This is a genomic window from Thalassoglobus sp. (genome assembly GCF_048270125.1).
Classification (GTDB): Bacteria; Planctomycetota; Planctomycetia; order Planctomycetales; family Planctomycetaceae; genus Thalassoglobus.
Genome location: NZ_JBLWTN010000007.1, coordinates 19712 through 40388, shown reverse-complemented (window position 1 = coordinate 40388; position 20677 = coordinate 19712). Strand labels below are relative to the sequence as shown.

Annotated in this window: 15 protein-coding genes; 11 read left to right on the top strand and 4 right to left on the bottom strand. The window is 50.3% G+C overall.

What is annotated here, in order from left to right; all coding sequences use genetic code 11:
* Positions 1–118: 118 nt before the first annotated feature.
* Entirely contained in the window at positions 119–835 is a 717-nt protein-coding gene (locus ACN0YR_RS10505; protein ID WP_417849170.1) for a family 16 glycoside hydrolase, read from the bottom strand.
* A 316-nt stretch (positions 836–1151) separates the two neighbouring features.
* On the opposite strand from ACN0YR_RS10505, the gene ACN0YR_RS10500 reads away from it, so the two are divergent.
* From ACN0YR_RS10500 to ACN0YR_RS10485, 4 genes are all read left to right on the top strand, one after another.
* Positions 1152–2552: a hypothetical protein gene (locus tag ACN0YR_RS10500; RefSeq protein WP_417849169.1), complete on the top strand. Its 1401-nt coding sequence runs from the start codon at positions 1152–1154 to the stop codon at positions 2550–2552.
* A 133-nt stretch (positions 2553–2685) separates the two neighbouring features.
* Complete coding sequence (locus ACN0YR_RS10495; protein WP_417849168.1) at positions 2686–4053, top strand: hypothetical protein; 1368 nt, start codon at positions 2686–2688, stop codon at positions 4051–4053.
* Positions 4054–4787: 734 nt separating this feature from the next.
* Positions 4788–5738, top strand: a complete 951-nt coding sequence (locus ACN0YR_RS10490; RefSeq protein ID WP_417849167.1) for a DUF1559 domain-containing protein — start codon at positions 4788–4790, stop codon at positions 5736–5738.
* Positions 5739–5898: 160 nt separating this feature from the next.
* Positions 5899–6345: a carboxypeptidase regulatory-like domain-containing protein gene (locus ACN0YR_RS10485; RefSeq protein WP_417849166.1), complete on the top strand. Its 447-nt coding sequence runs from the start codon at positions 5899–5901 to the stop codon at positions 6343–6345.
* Between the two features lie 148 nt (positions 6346–6493).
* Here the strand turns inward: ACN0YR_RS10485 and ACN0YR_RS10480 are convergent, their stop codons facing one another.
* Positions 6494–7759 carry a hypothetical protein gene (locus ACN0YR_RS10480; RefSeq protein ID WP_417849165.1) on the bottom strand — a complete coding sequence of 422 codons (1266 nt, stop codon included), beginning with the start codon at positions 7757–7759 and terminating at the stop codon, positions 6494–6496.
* Between the two features lie 305 nt (positions 7760–8064).
* On the opposite strand from ACN0YR_RS10480, the gene ACN0YR_RS10475 reads away from it, so the two are divergent.
* The gene (locus tag ACN0YR_RS10475; protein WP_417849164.1) at positions 8065–9975 is read left to right on the top strand and encodes a multiheme c-type cytochrome; all 1911 of its coding nucleotides are present in this window, start codon (positions 8065–8067) and stop codon (positions 9973–9975) included.
* 199 nt (positions 9976–10174) lie between these two features.
* Here the strand turns inward: ACN0YR_RS10475 and ACN0YR_RS10470 are convergent, their stop codons facing one another.
* Positions 10175–11305 (bottom strand): carboxylate-amine ligase, encoded by a 1131-nt coding sequence (locus tag ACN0YR_RS10470; RefSeq protein ID WP_417849163.1) that lies wholly within the window; start codon positions 11303–11305, stop codon positions 10175–10177.
* 45 nt (positions 11306–11350) lie between these two features.
* Positions 11351–12556, bottom strand: a complete 1206-nt coding sequence (locus tag ACN0YR_RS10465) for a M20 metallopeptidase family protein (protein ID WP_417849162.1) — start codon at positions 12554–12556, stop codon at positions 11351–11353.
* A 462-nt stretch (positions 12557–13018) separates the two neighbouring features.
* Between ACN0YR_RS10465 and ACN0YR_RS10460 the strand changes: the two genes are divergently transcribed.
* The 6 genes from ACN0YR_RS10460 to ACN0YR_RS10435 all read left to right on the top strand — a co-directional run bounded on the left by ACN0YR_RS10460 (position 13019) and on the right by ACN0YR_RS10435 (position 20542).
* Positions 13019–13297, top strand: a complete 279-nt coding sequence (locus ACN0YR_RS10460) for a hypothetical protein (RefSeq protein WP_145197031.1) — start codon at positions 13019–13021, stop codon at positions 13295–13297.
* A gap of 68 nt (positions 13298–13365) precedes the next feature.
* Entirely contained in the window at positions 13366–14436 is a 1071-nt protein-coding gene (locus ACN0YR_RS10455; RefSeq protein ID WP_417849161.1) for a hypothetical protein, read from the top strand.
* 265 nt (positions 14437–14701) lie between these two features.
* On the top strand, positions 14702–15415 hold the full coding sequence (locus tag ACN0YR_RS10450; protein ID WP_145197035.1) for a succinate dehydrogenase cytochrome b subunit: 714 nt from the start codon (positions 14702–14704) through the stop codon (positions 15413–15415).
* Between the two features lie 71 nt (positions 15416–15486).
* Positions 15487–17406, top strand: a complete 1920-nt coding sequence (locus ACN0YR_RS10445; protein ID WP_417849160.1) for a fumarate reductase/succinate dehydrogenase flavoprotein subunit — start codon at positions 15487–15489, stop codon at positions 17404–17406.
* Between the two features lie 58 nt (positions 17407–17464).
* Positions 17465–18262: a succinate dehydrogenase/fumarate reductase iron-sulfur subunit gene (locus ACN0YR_RS10440; protein ID WP_417849159.1), complete on the top strand. Its 798-nt coding sequence runs from the start codon at positions 17465–17467 to the stop codon at positions 18260–18262.
* Positions 18263–19258: 996 nt separating this feature from the next.
* Positions 19259–20542 carry an efflux RND transporter periplasmic adaptor subunit gene (locus tag ACN0YR_RS10435; protein ID WP_417849158.1) on the top strand — a complete coding sequence of 428 codons (1284 nt, stop codon included), beginning with the start codon at positions 19259–19261 and terminating at the stop codon, positions 20540–20542.
* Positions 20543–20677: the final 135 nt, after the last annotated feature.

Sequence of the window (20677 nt, the reverse complement as noted above, 5' to 3'; positions counted from 1 at the left end):
GTTTTTTCATTTCGGGTGCAGGTGAAGCCCCCGGCTGAATCGTCGCCGGGGTCGATCACAAGTGGCGATGTGTCTCGGCGTGTAATCGTCCCGTTGGGGGGTAGAACTCTCTCTCGCTTTAATTCAGCCGTGTAACTTTGACATCGTCAACCCAGGCAGATTTTTCGACTGCTAATCGCAACCGACTTTTCGTCAGGTGACCGATTCCTTCGGATTGAAATTTGCCAACAAATTCGTCATCGATAGCCACCGACATCACATCGCCTTGAATGCTGACTTTCAACTGGTGCCACTGATTCGCTTTCAAGTCAACTTTGAAATACTTCGACTTCTTGTTGATGGCTTTCTTTTCATCTTCAGAAAGTTGATTGGCCAGGCGGCGCTCTCGATTTTTCAAATCCATTCGACCAGTCTTCAAGTCAACAATTTCGACTCGATTGGGTCGAATGCGTGTCATGCAAATGTGTCCGGCATGAACGGACTTCTCTTTCATGTCGGCAATGTTGATCCCGAGGTCGTCGTTTTCTCCCAGCTTGAACCGTAGTTCAATTGTGGCATCTTTGAAGGCGACTTCATGAGTCACGGAGACACCGTGGTCTGCGACCTCGGCTCGAGTGATGTGCATCGCTCCCTCGACGAGATCAACTTGCTTGACACCCTTCGCTCGACTCTTGCTGTTCGTCCCCCAACCATTCCCGACCTGCTCGAGTTGATCATCGGTTTCGGTCCGTTCGAAATGATCTTCCAGAATCACGTCTCCATGTACATCGGCAGCGAATAAGCCCACCGGGAGAAAGAGGAGTACCACGCCTGCGAGTGAAAGGAAAAGTTTCATCTTTGCGGACTTTCGTAAATGAGTGATTCAAACAAGACAAGACCATCAAGTTACGATTTCAAAAGAGGGTGTCAATCAAGAGGGCAGAATGTAGGGGTGTTTCACGTTGCGTGCTTCACTTCCGGTTCATTTCGCCTTCGATAAACCTGCACAGTGTTCGCGGGTGTCAGGAGGCAATATGCGGCAAGTATGCACCACTTGCAGGAATTACGATTTCGATGTGTGTCGCAACGCATTACATTGAGTTGCTACAATTTCCATCGAAAACCGACCTCATCTTGTATGACCCTCACACCGTAAAAATAAGGGCAAGTCCATGAACTCGTCTCCTGAAGTTTCTCGCCGCCAGTTTCTTGCGACCTCTACCAGTGCCGCGCTGGCGACTTCACTCGCTCCCAAGTTTGCCCAAGCTGTTGAAGGTTCGGGAAATCTGCATGTCGGAACATTTCGCTTTGACGTCACCCCACCGATGGGACACTCGCTGTGTGGCGGATGGATCAAACCTGTTCTCGCTGTGGACGATTCGCTGGAAGCAATCGGGTACGTCCTGCTTGGTGCAGGCAAGCCGATTGTTGTTTGCGTTGTCGATTGGACTGGCCTGTTGAATTCAGCTCACATCCAATGGCGTCAAGCACTCGCTGATGCTGCCGGGACAACGATCGATCGAGTGACCGTTCACTGCGTGCATCAACACAATGCCCCCTTCGCCTGTTTGGATTCAGAAGAGATCATTCTCGAACAGGGGGACCTTCCGCATATCGTCGAGCTTGACTTCTACCGCAAGTGTCTCGACGCGGGGCGACAGGCAGTCAAGAAAGCTCTCACTCAAACAACACCTGTCACCCATGTTGCCAGTGGACAAGCTGCAGTTCAAAAGGTTGCCGGGAATCGTCGGCTCATCGGGCTTAATGGAAAAGTCTTAACACAACGTGGAAGTAGCTCGAAGAGTCCCGCTCATCAACAGTTCCCTGAAGGTCTCATCGACCCGATGCTGAAAACGGTCGCCTTCTATAATGGAGACAAAAAAATTGTCGCCAGCCATTACTACGCCTGCCATCCCATGAGTTACTACGGAGATGGTCGCGTCAGTTCGGACTTCTGTGGTCTGGCTCGAAAAGAGAAACAGAAGCAAGAACCGGATTGTACTCACCTTTACTTCAACGGCTGTGGAGGAAACATTGGAGCCGGGAAATACAACAACGGTTCGCACGAAATGCGGCCGGTTCTGACAAAACGCATGTTGGACGGGATTGTCGGAGCGGAGCAAGAACTTCAGTTGCAGCCAATCGAAAGCGTGAAATGGGAGACCGAAGACATCCTGCCGCCGCTCAATCCTCTGTTCGACGAAGAAGCGTTGATGAAGCAAATCTCCGACAAGAAACAGCGAGTCGTCAGTCGAAATCGTCCTTCCTACACGGTCGCATTCATTCGGCGGATTCACGCTCAGAAACCGATCACTCTGAGTTCACTGCATGTCAATAATGTCTCGCTGTTGCACCTGCCATCAGAGAGTTTCATCGAGTACCAGTTGCGAGCACAGGCGAGTGCGCCGAATCGTTTTGTTGCGTGTGCCGCGTATGGAGACGGCGGCCCCTGGTACATCCCGACCGCCGACGCCTATCCTCAAGGTGGCTACGCTGTCAGCGTGGCCTGGTGTGCTCCCGAAATGGATCAAATGCTCTCGGGCGGAATCCAAAGCTTGCTGTCTCGCGCGTAAGCAGGCCAGTGGGGGTGAAGCTGATTCTCAATAATTTCAAGCGTTTTTTATAGAGGCAGGAAGGCTGACCAATATCGATTGGTTGGGGGACCTGCTCCTACATACTTACATGAATTGACCGGAGCGATCATCGATGAAGAAATTCCTACAGTGCATGTTGGTAATATCCGCTGGAGCGTTGAGCAGTGGTGCTGGTGTTCATGCCGAGGATGGCAAGTTTGAAATACAATCGAACTTACAGGCAGGGGTGGCCAAAGTCGACATTACTCCCAGCGAAGTGAAAGACTTTGAAGTCGTCGGGCATCGCCGCAAAGTGACCGGAATTCGTGATCCTCTGCGTGCTGGCGTGCTGGTCCTCTCTGATGGAGAAACTAAAGCGGCCATTGTGACTCTCGATACCATTTTTGCATGGACTGAACTCGTGCAAATTGTCCGCCCGCAAATCGAGAAAGCGACTGGAGTACCTGCAGCAAACATCATGGTGTCAGCGTCTCACAATCATTCGGGACCTGGGTTTGAAGCAGATTCCGAGTGGGGACGTGAGTTGGTTCAGAAACTCGTCGCTGCTGCGAAATCTGCGAGCTCCAACATGCGACCGGTCAGCGTTGGTTACGGAGAAGATCAAATCTCCTTTGGGATCAACCGGCGTAAAACGATCGATGGTCGGGCTGTCGTCCGCTTGAACCCCGATGGCCCGAATGATCCACGCGTGAAAGTGTTGCGATTTGATGATGGGGAATCGCTCACGCCGATGGCAGTGTTGATGCATGCAGTGTGTCATCCCTGTTTCTTCACATGGGGAGACAAAGGGAGCAACCCTTACCCAAATGGGTATCCTAAAATGAGTGCCGACTTTCCAGGCGTCGCGCAGTCTTTTGTCGAGATGAGTTATGCTGGAGAAACAGACTCCCTGTTTCTCCAGGGCTGTGCTGGGGACATTCGTCCGAATCTCCCAGGGTATCCATACCGCTGTGCTGATGAAGCCGATATTCAGTGGGCTGGCCGAGACCTCGGAAGTGCCGTTGTGCGGACCTTGGCAAAGAATGTTACGAGAGAAAACCTCAAGAAGCGTGAAGAGTTTTACCCCATTCGAGTCGCGAATACGACAGTCTCTCTTCCTGGGAAAGAAGGACGCATCGATGCTGAATTGCAAGCGATGAAAATCGGTCCTTACCTGTTGCTCACCATGCCTGGAGAACCGATGGTTGAGTACGGTTTCAAGTTGGAAGACTCGATTGCTGATCGTGCGATCCCGATCATCATCGGCTACGCGAACGGACACGTCGGTTATATCGCTACTGAAAAATCTTATGATGTCGGTGGTTATGAACCGAACACATCGAAGCTACTCCCCGAAGCCGAAATCATGATTCTGACCGAACTCAGTATGCTGGCGGACCAGGTCGTCGGGGACGTTTTCGAATCATTCTCCAAACACCCCAAAGATGCCGAAAAGCGAGCCGCTGAAGAAAAAGCCAGGCTCAACGGCAAGTCGAAATAATCACCTCATCAGCGACACGCTTCAGACTGGAGCGAACGATTAGGACGGACGCGGCAACTTCAATGTTGCCGCTGTTCGTAAACAGAGGTGAGATGAATCACTCATCTCCACGAGACAGGTCGCGTCCATCTTGAGCCAATCGACATTAGAGTATCTGCATGGTTGATCTGCCTGCAAACAACGAAGTGCCGCCTCGGGGGGGGGCGACGAACTTGATTCGCATTTCGATGGATGCAAGCTGAACTCTCTGTCAAATTCGGTTCTACAGCATCTTTCGAAGTGGTTTGCAGGCTCTGCCTCGTGGCGAACAGCATTTTTACTAGAGAAATGCGTTCTTCACGGGCAAACGGTAGAGCAAACTGCTCTAAGAATTGGTGTTCTGCGATGCGTGGATTCGGTGGGAATTCGGCTTGCTCAATGCTGGAATCATTCATTGTTGGTGATGTGATTTCGGTCTCTTTGTGAGGGCTTGCTTGCTGCTCGCAACTTGAATTGTTCTTTATTCACGTATTCATTGAATCTTCATATTCGCCTCACGTTCCCTGAACAATGGTGAGCTATTTTGGGGGCTCGCAAGGTCAATTTGTTTATTGCTATCTGACCTCTCCAAAATTATTGAGAACTGATCCTGAAACCTGATTTTGATCGCTTAAACATTGAGTAAAGCGACAATGCCAGAGGTTTTCGGACTGATTCTACGTTGATATGAGAACCCAATTCAGGAAGGTATTGTTATGAAAGTTCGTCGAGGTTTTACGCTTATTGAGTTGTTAGTCGTGATAGCAATTATCGCCATCTTGGTGGCTTTGCTTCTACCGGCAGTTCAGCAGGCTCGAGAGGCTGCCCGGCGTACGAGGTGTAAGAATAATCTAAAGCAGATCGGGTTGGCGTTGCACAACTATCACGATACACACAACAGTCTGCCAGCAGGCAGCATTGTGCTGCTCAACGCCTCCGGGACAACATACTATGGTCATGGATGGACATGGCATGCCAGTATTCTCCCGTTCCTCGATCAGGGTCCACTCTACCAGCAGATCCAGGGGCCGAATGATAGCGGCATGGGAGCTGAGTCAGGATCAACGACCAGCCCTAAGCAACAACTGGCAGGCCAGACCGTGCTTTCTATGTTCTGGTGCCCCTCACAGCCAGATGTGACAACTGGACCACAAAAGGGTGGCTATGCTCCATCGAATTACAACGGGAATATGGGAACTCTGATCGGAAACTCTGGCGATAATTGCTACAGCGGTTCGGTGACCACAGCTGCTGGAATGGCTGCTCGCGGGGGCTGCATGAATGCCGACGGCGTATTCTTCATCAGCAGCAGCGTTCGCTTTCGTGATGTGATTGACGGACTCTCCAATACCATCTTCGTCAGCGAAGTCATCGATTCAGGTGGAGATGCAAATCTGCTGGGTGGCGCGGGAAGCGATCGCAAACATTGTTTTTCTGGCGGGGCTGACTCGAATCCTCCTACAGAGATGACGGAGTACCTCATCGCTGCTGAAAGCAATGATCCGATCAACTCCTACGGAGAAGAGGCAGCTGGCAGCTTCCATGTTGGTGGAGCCCAGTTTTTGCTTGGTGACGGCAGTGTCCGATTCCTGTCCGAAAATCTCGACATGACGACATACCGATCCATTAGCACTCGAGCCAACGGTGAACTCCCGGGTGAGTTCTAAATCATTCTTGAAAAGACGCCACGAGTTCAGTCTCGTGGAGAAGATTGCTTCATCACATGAAGAGCACTCTTCACCGACTTTTTCTACGGAACGTCAATCAGCTTTGAAGTGATATTTCACCAACTTAGACAACATTGAATTTTTTCGAGTGATTATAGTAATGAAGAATCCGAGACGAATTGGCAATCTGGTAATGGTATTATCAGCGTTAACTTTAACAGGCTGTGGTCAGGGTGGTGCAGATGATCAGCCGGACCTGGGCCGGGTGAGCGGGACAGTCTTTTTCGAGGGAGAGGTGCTGCCCGGTGCGTCAATCTCTTTCATCCCCGAGGAAGGTCGCCCAGCGACTGGGAAGACAGATGAGCAGGGGATGTACGAATTGGTCTACATCCGTGACACAAGAGGCTGCAAGGTCGGTCAGAATAAAGTCGTTATTACAACTGTTGGCGAAGGCGAAGATCTTGAGGAACTGGATGGAGACGATCTTGATCAGTCTCAACTTCAACGTGTCGTCGAAAAAGTTCCAGCCAAGTACAATGCAAACTCGGAACTGATCGCGATCGTCAACCCGGGTGAGAATACATTTGATTTCCGCTTAGAGAAATAAGTGAGCCCAAACAGGGCTTAGTTTCATTGGCGAGCAAGCGGCACAATCTGGTATCGAGCGGACTGCGAGGAGTGAAAGCAAGGACTCTCTTCGTTAAGTCCGCTAATTTTTTTTGTGAGGCAGCAAACTCAGCGTGTTCGCTCAATTCTTAGCGACTGTTCTCGGATCGCTCACCTTTTTCAACAAGGCCGATGCGGACATCGATCACACCCTTGTTGTCTGCGAGTTCTCCCCATTTGTCATGACAGCGCAGGAACAATTCCCCGCTGGTAGGGACTGTGAAGGTTTCATTCCCACCGATTTCAAAGGGTTCGCTCAGTTTGTAGTCATCAAAGATGATGCCAATTAACTGCCCGTTTCCGTTCTCATCCCCCGCTGCGGAAAGTAAGGGGCCTTCCTTACTGAGAGTCCATTCTTTTTCAGTCTTTAAAGAATACGTGTCGCCAGCAAAGACTTTTGCTTTACTCGCTTGCCAACCGGAATCAGCCCGAATCTTTGAGAAGGCTGTCGACCGTTCAGAGAGGACGCGAAATTTCGCTTTCCAGTCCCAGCTGCACAGGTCGCAGCGGTATCCAGGTTCCATGTCTTTGAGGAAGATATTGTATTCGAATTCGATTTCCTCAGCCTGTGCTCCATAGACTGAATCGAAGCTCACCTTGCGATCTGCAAGAAGCGCAAGCCCCAAAGGTTTGAACCGGGCTGAGTAATTTTTATTTGCCCCCAACATGTGACAGAGGACCCAGCGCCAAGCATAATTTTGCCATGAGTCACCTGTCTGTTCGAGGGGATTATTGACGATCGCTCCCAACGCTTTCGGCTCTTGTGATTGCAGGTAGTTGATCACATTTTCACTCGCGTTGACTCCACGTTCGCCTGCGCGGAAATACTTCCCGACCTCAGCCATTCCCTCGGAATACCAGACTGGTCCTGTGCTCCCAAAGTTGATCCCGCAGTAGGCATGAATGGCTTCATGTTGCGGAGTCTTGTGTTGGGAGACCGCGTAGACAATTGCATCGGAATCGATTTTCGGTCCCCCAACAAATCCTCGCACTTGAGTGATCGTCAATCCTCCGCCAGTTCGAACGGATTGAAGTCCATCGGGTGAAAGCTTCGCGATTTGCTCTTGCGGCCAGTTGGCGAAATCATCGAAGACAAACATTCGAATTGGCTTTCGGTTCCGTCGTCCCCAGTAGTCGGCGACAAGTTTCAACATCGTCTCCAATTCTTCGAGCAGCTCATCAGCCTCGTCTTTGGAGAGATCTGTCATCAGCTGAAAGTTACGGCTTTTATAAAGCTGAACCTTCGCGTCCTGAGCAGAAACATGTGCTGGCACGAACAACGGCAGTAACAGGGATGCAAGAATGCCGAACAGGCAAGGCCGTTTCAGGTGCAGCACGATAGATTCTCTCAACATGAAGTTTTCTCAATACTGAACTTGGGAAACAGGGCCAGTTGTTATCATACTCGTCACTGGGATCAAATCAATTGGTTCTTGTGAACGGAGTAACACGATGCAGCTTGGAGTGAAGTGCTGGAGGTAACGCTGTCGGACTCGCTGCATCGCAGCAATCTCACTCGGTTTGTTCATGACTCAGGGGGCTCATCGGAACTTGAAAGACTAAGCCAATACTTAAAGTTCGCCTCTCAATGACTGGGAAATCCTTTACATCGCAGTGATTTCCGGATAGAAGGTAAACTCAATTCTATTCAGGAATCCTGATGAAAAAAGATGGCTCAGCCAGTACGTTCGACAGAATGAAAATTGCTTCTGTTGTGATCCTTTGTCTCCTGACCGGTTGTGGACCCACCGCACCAAAGGAAGCTTCCCAGGCAACGGCTCCAGGTTCCACGGAACCTGAGTTGACGATCACACCTCCCAAGCCGCGGCCGGCGCCGTCTCAGGGGTATCTCGGCAGTCAGGCGTGTGTCGAGTGTCACACCGAAACCCACGAGCACTACTCACAGCACCCGATGGGCCAATCTCTGGCGAAGGTGCTGGAAGCGACTCCCATCGAGAATTACGAGGGTGAGGATCGGTTCAGTGCAGATTCCGCGCCTGGTTCCAATTTGCGACTCGCTTACGAAGTTGAAAAAACTGACGATGAGGTCATCCACCGGGAGATTCTGGAAAGAAGAAACGGAGAACAGATTTACTCGCGGGATGTCCCTGTTCAATATGCAATTGGTGCTGGAGTGCGTGGGCGATCCTACCTCATCAATCATGATGGCTTCCTGTTCATGTCTCCTGTGACGTGGTATTCCCAGTCTGGCACTTGGGACCTCTCGCCTGCATATCATATCCGGAACATGCAGTTTGGTCGGCGAATCGTGGATGACTGCTTGAGTTGCCATGCTGGCCGGGTCGCCACTGCTTCCGATACGCCAGATTCTTATCAGCCCAATCCGTTCATTGAAGAATCCATTGGTTGTGAGCGATGTCACGGTCCTGGTGAACAACATGTTCAGTTCCATCACGGCAAGATTGAACTCCCCAAAGATCCGATTGTGAACCCGATCGACTTGCCTCCCCGAAAGCGTGATCACGTTTGCATGCAGTGTCACCTTGGAGGTGAGAGCCGCCTCACTCGATATGATCGAAGCGATTTTGATTTTCGCCCGGGGGATGATCTCGCTGATATTTGGACTGTTTTCATTCAAGACAATGACCACGAAAACGGGACCAGGAGCGATAAAGGACATCGCCATGCATCCAAAGTCGTCAGCCAGGCCGAACAAATGTTCGTCAGTCGCTGCTATCAGAAAAGCAATGGGAAACTTGGCTGTATTTCTTGTCACGATCCGCATACTGTCCCGAGTGCTGACGAGAAGGTCAGTTTTTACAAATCGAAATGTTTAGAGTGCCACTCCCCGGGAAATGTGGAATGCAGCCAACCCGTTTCAGAGCGTCTACTGGTCTCTTCTGAAGATTCGTGCATCCAGTGCCACATGCCGGTTGCCACGTCGAGCAACATTTCTCATGTTGCCCAGTCTGACCATCGAGTGTTGCGTGAATATCCACCAGAGAGAAGTCATCAGCACGAAGCGGATGAAGAGCAGGCAGTCATGGTGGTTGTAGGAGAAAAAGAGAACCTCATTCCAAAAGATGAATTGGATCGTGCAAAAGCGATTATGCAGGTTCGGATTTCAGAGAGCATTAAAGCCCCCGAATTGGCTGGGAGAACAATTTCGTTTCTGGAGAAGTGGGTTGAAGCTGTTCCCAGTGACATTGAAGCTGCGCTCACTTTAGGAATCGCCTTGCAACTTCAGCAGGCATATACTCCGGCGATTCAGGCTTGGCAAAAGGCGCTCGAAGTGCAACCTGAAAATGAATTGCTTCTCAGGCGTTTGATGTTCATTCACTTGGAAACCGGTCAACCAGCAATCAGCGTTGACTACAGTCAGCGGCTCGTGAATGTGGTCCCATGGGATGCGGAATACTTCGGCTTCCACGCTCAAATTCTCGCTGAACTCAGAAGATTTGACGAAGCGGTCTCAGCTGCAAAACGCTCGCTCGAATTGAATCCCGGTCAACCGCAAATCCATCAACTGCTCGCAAAGCTCTACGCTGTCCAAAACAATTCGGAACAGAGCCAGCTTCACGAAAAGCAAGCACAGCAAATGTCGAGATAGAGCAGTTTGCTCTACCGTTTGCCCGTGAAGAACGCATTTCTCTAGCAAAAATGCTGTTCGCCACGGGGCAGAACCTGCAAACCAATCCGAAAGATGCTCTAGAACGTTTTCAATTCTTGCTGATCGGTGTTTGCTGAGTCGCTGCTTGCTGGGGCAGGGCGTTTATTTGATGGCCACGATCATTGTGGGAGTCAGTTCCTCATCCGATTCGTGATTGCTTCACCATCCATTGGACCAGAGCCTGGGGATCGCTGTTGCCGTTGAGCTGATCGAGCTGGCGCTGAGACCAATTCGTTTCGGTGGCGAAGCGTTTCATTTCTTTAAGCTCGTCGACGCAGTTGAGTTCCTGCGCGATCTCTTCAAACCTGTCGCAGGTATCGCTGATGATTTTTCGAGCGGGAACAAGTTCGTGCGTGATGCTATCGACAAGCTCGGCGTCGAGACCGTAGCGGGCGGCGCGCCATTTGTTTTGCCGTACCAGCATCGGGTGACAATCGTGTTGATACAGCCCTTCGTCGATGGCATCCGAAAGGTGTTTCACGAGGCAGTGAACGTAGGCAACGAGCCCCATTGCATCGTCAAGGTGACCAGGCATGTCACAAATTCGTATCTCGACTGTTCCAAAATTGTGGTGCGGTCGAACGTCCCACCAGATTTCACGAATTGTCTCGATGAATCCGGTGTCGATCAGGTGGTTGATCAACCAGGCGTATTCACTCCAGTTTCGCATGAATGGCGGGAGTCCAGCGGTCGGAAGTCCCTCCATGACCTTTGTTCGCCACGAACAAAGTCCAGTGTCGCGGCCTTCCCAGAAGGGGCTATTGCAGCTCGCGGCTAGAAGTTCGGGTAAGTGCTTGAGAATACGGTCGCAGATCATGACCGCTTTGTCACCGGAGTCGACTCCGACATGCACATGCAACCCGAATGTCACCAGCTGTCGTGCCGTATCCTGCAACAGGCTGACGATACGGTTGTAACGATCCTTGTTGCTGACCTGTTGATTTTGCCAAGATGAAAAAGGATGTGTCCCGGACCACAACAGGTCGATGCCGACGGTGTCAGCTGCGGATTGAACTGTTTTCAATTGCGACCATAACTGTTGATGTGCCTCGCCAACAGTTTGGCAGACGTCTGTATTGATCTCGACGTAGCACTCCATCAATTCTGGTTTGGCAGCTTCGCGATCATTCTTCGAGAGTGCGTTAATGAGATCCGGACAGGCGGAGCGGAGGGCGCCAGTTTGCTTGTCGACAAGTGCCAGTTCGACTTCTACCCCCAGTGAAGGGCCGGGACTTTCAGAGAAGTTGATTTTTTTGGAGGCTTTAGGCATACGCTGTCTCTCTCTGTGATAGACGTGATTGGAACAAAAGTGGCATCAATTTTCATGGCACCATTGGATGACGCTTCGAGCAAGGATTTTTGCTCCAATGGCGAGGGCGTTTTCGTCAATGTCAAACAAGGGAGAATGCAGCGGCGGGGCAGGGGAGTCACCACTGGCACAACCCAGCCGAAACATCGCTCCTTTGACCTTGCATAAGTAGTTCGCAAAATCCTCTCCTCCCATGCTTGGTTTCGGAATTTCTTGAACGTTCTCCCGCCCCAGAATGGCAGTGGCTGATGAGGTCAGAATTTCAGTCAAACGTGGATCGTTATAGACGGCCGGGGGACCACCATGATGCCGCACATGAATACTTGTTCCAGAAGCTTCAGCGACTCCTCGAGCCAAACGCTCCAGGTGTGAGATTGTATTTTTGCTCACTTCCTCACGAAGCGTTCGCAAAGTCCCTCTGACAAGGACGCGATCTGGGATCACATTGGGGTTTTGCCCGGCATTGATTTGTCCGAAGCTGACCACGACCGGTTCTTGCGAGTCTGTGCTTCGTGGAACAAAGAGAAAGATGGAACTGATGAGCTGTGCGACCGCTGCGATCGGATCACATGCTTCATGAGGTCGAGCGGCATGTGCTCCGCGACCGAGGACTTCGATTTCAAGCTCGTTGCAATCAGCGGTGAAGTCTCCCGTGCGAACCCCAATGGTGCCAACTTGGCGTGAGGGGTCCATGTGCAAGCTGAAGAGTGCTTGAAGTCCGTCGACGGCTCCTGCCTCGACGAGTTGACGAGCCCCTTCGTTCGTTTCTTCAGCAGGTTGAAACAACACTCGCCACGGAATGGAATCAACAAGCCCGGACTTCTCAACATCTATCAACGCAAGCATGGCACCGTAGACGGTTGCTGAATGAGCGTCGTGCCCACAGGCGTGCATCAACCCATCGACCTGGCTGCAATACGACGTCTGTTTTTGATCTTGAATACGAAGAGCATCGATGTCCGCCCGTAATCCGACTTTCGGTGTCGTGAAAGCGGGACCATCGACAATCAAGCCTCGGTTTTCTGGGCCGAATTGCACCTTGACTCCGAACTTCTGAAGCCTGCGAGCAAGGTACTGAGTCGTTTCAACCTCCGCTCCGCTCGGTTCGGGATGCTGATGCAAATACCGCCGGACTTCCCGGATTTCATCAAAGTGATCATTGACTGAGCGCTCGACGGCTTGTTGCCAGCTGTTGTCTTGAATGTCACTCACAAACAATCCTTGGTTATCGAAGAGAGATCACGAGAATATCCTATCATTTTTGGATCAGCTCGTCTTGGTCCGTCGTTTTTGATCGCCTCCTCTTACTCGTGACTCAGGGGTGCCATTTGATTTCCTTGGTGATTCTGGGGTGCGGGGCATTTCAATGACTCTCATCGGGCGAATGCAGCCGTTGAGGAGGGTGCTGTATTTTCAGAACTGATCCCGAGGCCTGAATTTACCTTCACAAACGCTGAGAAAAGTGGCCATCCCGCAAGTTTCCGGGCTGATTCTAACCGGGTTGATTCTAGAGCATCTTTCGAATTGGTTTGCAGGTTCTGCCTCGTGGCAAACAGCATTTTTCCTAGAGAAATGCGTTCTTCACGGGCACACGGTAGAGCAAGCTGCTCTAAACTGTTTCCGAAATCGATTTCCGCTACAATCTTTCGATCCAGAACAAAACGTGAGGCGACCATGGCGAAAGACTACTCGAATTATCAGAAGAAAGTGATCTCTCGATATTATGACAATCGGGAGCAAATCGATGAACAGCGACTCAGCGAACTGGTGACTAGTTTGTACCTGGCGACCGGTGCCAAACAGACTGAAAAGCTTTGGAAGTCTGCAGAAGAAACGATGCTGCGATTAGGAGTTCCGAAACCGCGTGTTGCCCATGTTGTCGAAAAACGGGACGCTGCGATCCTTGCGGAAGTGGTCAAGGATTTGCAGTCGGGAGCGATCAAAAAGAAATAACCGATTCGTCGTCCCCATAAGCTCATTACTTCGCACCAGCTGTTCCTGTCGCATTGAGGATTCCACCTTTGTCTTCTCGTCCCCTCCTGTTTCTGCCCGTCACGATTTCTGCTTTGTTGATCATGCTGACTGGCTGTGATTCATCGAAGTCTGACACATCGAACAGCGATCAGAGTCAGTTTGAATCCGTTAAGCCGACCGTTGACCCGAATGAAGTTGACGAAGAAGAACAAGCGGAGGCCCCGCTAACCGCAAATGAAATGCGAGAAGCACTCGGTGCGAATGAGAACGCTCAGTTTGACAAGGCAGGTCGCAAATTTGTGATGGCACTGTTGGCGAACAGTGGAGCCAAAACGTTAGAGCCACTCAAAGGTCAGCCTCTGAAAGTCCTGGATATTTCTCAGACTCGAATCACGGACCTGACTCCTTTGAAGGGAATGCCTCTCGAAAACATCGGAATGGCAGAAACTCAGGTTCAAGACATTTCGAGTCTCAAGGGGATGCCATTAAAGCATCTTGATGGAACACGCTCTGAGATCGAGGATCTTTCCCCTTTAGAAGGGATGAGCCAGTTGACGCACGTCTACCTGGAAGGGGCGAAAGTCAAAGATATTTCGCCATTGAGGTTGTCACCCTTGAAGGTTGTCTGGCTGAACGAATGCCCGATTGTTGATTTGTCCCCCCTGGAGAATATGAAGCTTGATGAACTGAACCTGTGCGATACTTCGCTGCAAAATTTAGATACTGTCAAAACAATGACTTTGGGGACGCTGTGGATGAGAAACACCGCTGTCCAAGAGCTCAATCCGATTGCAAATCACGGGCTGATAAGCTTGGATGTGCAGGGAAGTGCAGTGAAAAACTTGAACGCCTTGAAGGAAATGGTTTCGCTGAAACGACTGAATATTGCACAAACGGATGTGACAGATCTCTCACCACTTTCAGGATTATCTTTGAATCGGCTGATCTTTACGCCTCAGAAAATCGAAAAAGGAATTGAGGCAGTCAGGAATATGACTTCGTTACAAGAGATTGATACGTCCTTTGAAGGAGTCTCCCGGCCGCTGTCGCCTTCTGAATTTTGGGAACGCTATGATGCAGGCGAATTCAAAGCTGAGACGGAAAAATTCTCAAATTAAGAGTCGATTGCGATAAATGATCATTCCCCTATAATTCTCCGAAGTTGCGATAGCAATGAGAGTTACCGTTGATTGAAAACGGCCTCGAAGAGAGTGAAACACAAAGAAGTAGACAAAGTCAATTGTCGTGAGAATTGCCCTGCGAAAGTGTCATCAAGTGTCATTGTTCGCGATTCATGTTCACTCAAAAAAACAATTGATACGCATATAAAAAACAGCACAGATAAACCCGCACGTATTCAACATTGTTAAGAAGGAGCCGAAATTGAGCTGGCTCACAGGCTTTCTGAAGTCTTCCGTAGGTCGCAAGTTCGTGATGGCCATCACGGGATTGTTCCTTTGCTTCTTTCTGGTTGTGCATCTCTCGGGCAACTTATTGTTGTACGTTGGTGCAGATGCCTATAACCATTATGCGCATCAATTGCACAGCAACGAAGAGTTGCTGATGATTGCCGAAGTTCTGCTCTTCGGTGCGTTTGCTCTGCACATTTACATGGCGTTCTCCACGACAATCGAAAATATCTCGGCGCGAAAAAAATCTTACCGGGTCGTGGAATCAAAGCGTGACGATCGGGCACTTCCGCTCACTTCGGCAGCTGATCAAACGATGATGATCACCGGTCTCATCGGGCTCTTCTTTCTGCTGGTTCACATTTCTGACTTCAAGCTCGAAAATGGTTGGGAAGAGGCTCTTGCTGGTCAATCTCAAGCACAAAAAGCGAGCATCATTGTTTCTGACTTCACCCGAATCATTATTTACGTTTTGGGGTCAGTCGCTTTGGGAATCCATGTTTCCCACGGACTTGGAAGTGCCTGCCAGACAATCGGTTTTAACCATCCGAAATATACGCCGACCGTACATTTGATCTCTAAGATTTTTGGAGTCATCGTTGCAGTTGGATTCAGCAGCTTTTCTGTTGTCTCACAATTTTTCCCGGATGTTTTGAATTTCGCAGAGACGGCCAGTAAATCACTTTAGCTGCTCAGCGATTCTGTATTCGTAACAACATACAACTGCCTCACTGAGTCTCACCCGATAGGACATTGACGATGAGTCAAACCGTGTTGAACTCAAACGTTCCCAACGGACCGCTTGCCGAAAAGTGGCAAAATCATAAAAACGAAATGAAGCTTGTTGCTCCGAATAACAAGCGCAAGTACGACATTATCGTGGTCGGAACCGGCCTGGCAGGTGCATCCGCAGCTGCCTCTCTCGCGGAGTTGGGATACAACGTTAAAGCGTTCTGCTACCAGGACTCCCCTCGCCGGGCACACAGTATCGCTGCCCAGGGGGGAATTAACGCTGCGAAGAACTATCCCAACGATGGCGATTCTGTTCATCGTCTCTTTTATGACACGATTAAAGGGGGCGATTTCCGCGCTCGGGAAGCGAACGTTCATCGTTTGTCAGAAGTCAGCTCGAACATCATCGACCAGTGTGTCGCACAAGGTGTCCCATTTGCTCGTGAATACGGTGGGCTCCTTGCGAACCGAACATTCGGCGGAGCTCAAGTCTCTCGAACGTTTTATTGCCGTGGTCAAACCGGTCAGCAACTCCTTCTTGGAGCATACAGCGGACTGATGCGACAGGTCGCTGCCGGAAAAGTGACGATGTTCCCACGTCGAGAGATGCTCGACCTGGTCAATGTGGATGGTGTCGCCCGAGGGATCGTTTGCCGAAATCTGCAAACCGGCGAATTCGAAACACATTCAGCACACGCAGTCCTGCTTTGCACCGGTGGCTATGGAAACGTCTTCTATCTGTCGACAAATGCCAAAGGCTGTAATGTTACTGCAGCGTGGCGTTGCCACAAACGGGGAGCATTTTTCGCCAATCCTTGTTATACGCAAATTCATCCGACCTGTATCCCGGTCAAAGGGGATTACCAGTCGAAACTCACTTTGATGAGTGAAAGTTTGCGAAACGATGGCCGCGTTTGGGTCCCTAAAAAGCCAGATGATCATCGCGCTCCGGGGCAAATTCCCGACGAGGACCGAGACTACTACCTCGAACGACGTTATCCGTCATTCGGAAACATGGTTCCGCGAGATGTCGCCAGTCGAGCAGCCAAGGAACGCTGCGATGCAGGTTATGGAATCGGAGAAACCGGAATGGCGGTTTACCTTGATTTCAAACGTGCCATCTCGGAACAAGGCGAAGATGCCATTCGGGCAAAGTATGGCAACTTGTTCCACATGTATCAGAAGATTACAGACGAAAATCCCTATCAATCACCGATGCGGATTTATCCAGCCGTCCATTACACAATGGGTGGTCTGTGGGTCGACTACAACCTCGAGAGCTCGGTCCCCGGTTTGTTTGTTCTCGGTGAAGCGAACTTCTCTGATCACGGAGCCAACCGTCTCGGAGCAAGTGCCTTGATGCAGGGTTTAGCGGACGGCTATTTTGTTGCTCCTTATACCGTTGGTCATCACCTGGCCAGCAGGAATCTTAAGCCTGTTACAACGGCTCATCCAAACTTCGAGAAAACGAAGCAGGAGGCCAAAGGCCGCGTCGAAAAACTTCTCGGTGTGAACGGAAAACGGTCTGTTCAAAGTTTCCACCGCGAACTCGGACAAATCATGTGGGATTATTGCGGAATGGCTCGCAATGCCGATGGCCTGAAAATGGCGGCCGAGAAAATTGTCTCACTGAAAGAACAATACTGGAAACAGGTCTTCGTTCCCGGAAGTGGAGCAGACTTCAACCAGCAACTTGAACTCGCTGGGCGAGTTGCCGACTTCATGGAGTTTGGAGAACTCTTTGCGAAAGATGCTTTAGCGCGTGAAGAGTCCGCTGGTGGACACTTCCGCGAAGAGCATCAAACCGAAGAGGGCGAAGCCAAACGTGATGATGAAAACTTTGCTCACGTGGCAGCCTGGGAACACCAGGAAGGTGGCGAGGCTGTTCGACACAAAGAAGAGCTGAAGTTCGAAGTCGTCACCCCGTCCACACGTAGTTACAAGTAATTCACATTTGTAAGCACATTCGATCCGATCATTTTTTCATTCTGGATTGACGAAGATTATGAGCGATTCCGATTACAACATGACCCTCACTTTGCGTGTCTGGCGACAAGATAACTCTGAAGCGCGCGGGAAGTTTGTTGACTATAAGGTCAATCGCATTTCTCCTCACATGTCGTTTCTCGAAATGCTCGATGTCCTCAATGAGCAGCTCATCGCTCAAGGTGAGGAACCGGTCGCGTTTGACCACGACTGTCGCGAAGGAATTTGTGGTTCATGCGGAGTCATGATCAACGGACAGGCACACGGCCCTGATAATGAAACGACGACTTGCCAGCTGCATATGCGGCGATTTCAGGACGGACAGAAAGTCGTCGTGGAACCTTGGCGTGCCAATGCCTTCCCAGTGATTAAAGATCTGGTTGTCGACCGCACCGCATTTGATCGCATTATGGAAGCAGGCGGTTATGTTTCGGTCAACACTGGACAAGCACAAGACGGGAATTGCCTCCCGATTTCTAAGCAGGATCAAGAGAGTGCTCTCGATGCCGCAGTTTGCATCGGATGCGGAGCTTGTGTCGCCTCGTGTAAAAACGCTTCGGCAATGCTCTTCACCTCAGCGAAAGTTTCTCACCTTGCTCAACTCCCTCAAGGTGATCCAGAGCGACCTCAACGTGTGCTGAATATGGTCGCGCAGATGGATGCAGAAGGCTTTGGAGGTTGCAGCAATACCTACGAATGTGAAGCTGCCTGTCCCGCCGGTGTCACAGTGGAACACATCGCCAGACTGAACCGCGAATACATCAAAGCCTCCTTCTGCTCCTCCGCACAACCTACAATTAAAGCGAATGCAGAATAGCTGACGCAGCTAGAACATCTTTCGAATTGGTTTGCAGGTTCTGCCTCGTGGCGAACAGTATTTTTACTAGAGAAATGCGTTCTTCACGGGCACACGGTAGAGCAAACTGCTCTAATAAAGGGCTGGCCCCAGTGGAGTCCTCCAACTGGATTGCTGACCGAGTGGTCAAGAGGCGAGCGCAAATCCAATCTTATTTTTTGCGTTCTGCCTCGTGGCGAACAGCATTTTTATTAGAGAAATGCGTTCTTCGCGGACACACGGTAGAGCAAACTGCTCTAAAAGCATCTCTCATGCTTCAGTGAAACGCTTGGCTGTGCGTCAGCCAATTTCTTTTGGTATCAGATCTTTCCCATCAACAGTGCGGTTCTTTTCCGCAATGCTTTGGCCAGAATTACTCACGTTTCTAATTGTAAAGTTCAAAGGAAAAGCTGGCAAAAAATTCCTGCAAGCAAAACGGCGTTTTGTAAACCCGCTTGATCAACAGCATCAACGCCCTTTCCTTGTAGTGATTTTTCTAGAGCATCTTTCGAATTGGTTTGCAGGATCTGCCTCGTGAAGAACGCATTTCTCTGGAAGCAGTCTCAGAACTTCCGGAATCGCGACCTTTCTCTGTACCAGATAAGTGAACAGAAAGTTTTGAGACCAGTTCTAGCAGAAATGCTGTTCGCCACGGGGTAGAACCTGTACGCCAACTCCAAAGATGCTCCATAGGCAGGTCAGCACGAAGCAGGACGTAAGACTCGATACTAATTTTCTCTGAGACTTCATTCAATTACTCGGGAAGCCATGAATCTAAAGAAAGTCTTAGCGAAGTCGTTCCATATATTGTGAATTCAGAAGAGGTAACGTAACCTCTTCTATTCCGGCGACTCAACGATAATCTCATCACCCGATGTGGGACTCAGATAGATGCACTGTACACAGATTAGCAACACCCTCTGTCTGGCTCTCAGTCTGAGGGTGGCACCTCAGAGACATCGTTTTCGACTGTCCACCGTGTTGACCACTTGCTGCCTTTGCTTCCTCTTGTCAGGGTGTGGTGGAGGTCCTCCGGACAACTCCTTCAAAGCTCCTCCTCCGCCTGAAGTGACAGTTGCGAATCCTGTCGTGCAAACGGTAACCCTGTATATCGAAGAAACGGGAGTGACCGAAGCGGTTGAGCGTGCTGATGTTCGCGCTCGTGTGGAAGGATTCCTGGAAGAGATCAATTTTCAACCAGGAGATTTGGTCAAAAAAGATGAGCTTCTCTATGTCATCGATCAGCGAGAGTACGTGGCTGCCCGAAACTCAGCAAAAGCCTCTGTCACATCATCAGCAGCACTCGTTGATGTTGCAAATTCTCAAGTTGGAGTTTCTGAAGTTGAGGTCACCCGTGCTAGCTTAGACTTCAAGCGGTACAAAGAACTTTTCGATAAAGGAGCGTCGACCCAGCAAGAGCTTGACGAATCCAAAGCTGCTCACGACGCAGCGATTGCAACCAAGGAGGCCGCTGACGCAGCTGTCGATTCAGCTAAAGCAGACCTTGCCAAAGCTGAGGCCAATCTGGCTCAGGCTGACCTCAACCTGGAGTTTACCAAAGTTGTTGCTCCGATCTCTGGAGTGACAACCAAGACGGCGATTAAAAAAGGAAACCTCGTCCAAAACGGTTCCGAACTGGCAACCATCGTTGATAAATCGCGGATTTATGCCAATTTCAATATCAGCGATCGTGAGGCCCTTCGTTTACAACAAGCTCGACGTGACAACGGAGAAGAGTCGAAACCGGGAGAGGTGAAATATCGGAGTGTTCCAGTCTACCTCAAACGTGAGATCGATACCGAGTACATTTTTGAAGGGCACTTGGATTATGTGGATCAAGAAGGAGTCGACCGCTCCACTGGAACACTGGCAATCCGGGGCATCTTTGACAATGCTGACGACCGGATACTCCCGGGGTTGTTCGTCAATGTTCGTGTCCCGGTCGGTCAGTTGACGAATTCAATTCTTATCCCGGAGAGTGCTGTCTTCCGTGATCAACGAGGAACTTACTCACTCGTCGTGAATGCCGAAAAGAAAGTCGAACGAAAACCGGTTGTCACTGGCCAATCCTTCGGTGGCATGACTCTCATCGAAGAGGGCATTTCCGCAGACGATCAAGTTGTCCTTGAGGGGAGTCAGCGAGCTCGTCCCGGAACGATTGTGACTCTCAAAGAGACCAAGTTAGCTCCAGTCAAAATGGTGAGTAATAATATCAGTGCAGAGCAAGACTCTCCTCAAGAAGCTGATACGAAAAATGATTGATCGTGCCCGCGGGTCAGTTTGTGTGATCCCTGACCGGATACTCCCGCGAGGCTGTCCCAGACATTCTCTCCCTGGAGTGGGATTGTGGAATCGTCATCACCAGCGGATTCTCAATAACTCTCTGACCGGATTGAC

What these genes read in the sequence shown, in the direction of transcription:
- ACN0YR_RS10490 (WP_417849167.1), top strand. Translation starts at nt 4,788, where the DNA reads ATGAAAGTTCGTCGAGGTTTTACGCTTATTGAGTTGTTAGTCGTGATA.
- ACN0YR_RS10440 (WP_417849159.1), top strand. Translation starts at nt 17,465, where the DNA reads ATGAGCGATTCCGATTACAACATGACCCTCACTTTGCGTGTCTGGCGA.
- ACN0YR_RS10485 (WP_417849166.1), top strand. Translation starts at nt 5,899, where the DNA reads ATGAAGAATCCGAGACGAATTGGCAATCTGGTAATGGTATTATCAGCG.
- ACN0YR_RS10460 (WP_145197031.1), top strand. Translation starts at nt 13,019, where the DNA reads ATGGCGAAAGACTACTCGAATTATCAGAAGAAAGTGATCTCTCGATAT.
- ACN0YR_RS10475 (WP_417849164.1), top strand. Translation starts at nt 8,065, where the DNA reads ATGAAAAAAGATGGCTCAGCCAGTACGTTCGACAGAATGAAAATTGCT.
- ACN0YR_RS10505 (WP_417849170.1), bottom strand. Translation starts at nt 835, where the DNA reads ATGAAACTTTTCCTTTCACTCGCAGGCGTGGTACTCCTCTTTCTCCCG.
- ACN0YR_RS10480 (WP_417849165.1), bottom strand. Translation starts at nt 7,759, where the DNA reads ATGTTGAGAGAATCTATCGTGCTGCACCTGAAACGGCCTTGCCTGTTC.
- ACN0YR_RS10470 (WP_417849163.1), bottom strand. Translation starts at nt 11,305, where the DNA reads ATGCCTAAAGCCTCCAAAAAAATCAACTTCTCTGAAAGTCCCGGCCCT.
- ACN0YR_RS10500 (WP_417849169.1), top strand. Translation starts at nt 1,152, where the DNA reads ATGAACTCGTCTCCTGAAGTTTCTCGCCGCCAGTTTCTTGCGACCTCT.
- ACN0YR_RS10495 (WP_417849168.1), top strand. Translation starts at nt 2,686, where the DNA reads ATGAAGAAATTCCTACAGTGCATGTTGGTAATATCCGCTGGAGCGTTG.
- ACN0YR_RS10445 (WP_417849160.1), top strand. Translation starts at nt 15,487, where the DNA reads ATGAGTCAAACCGTGTTGAACTCAAACGTTCCCAACGGACCGCTTGCC.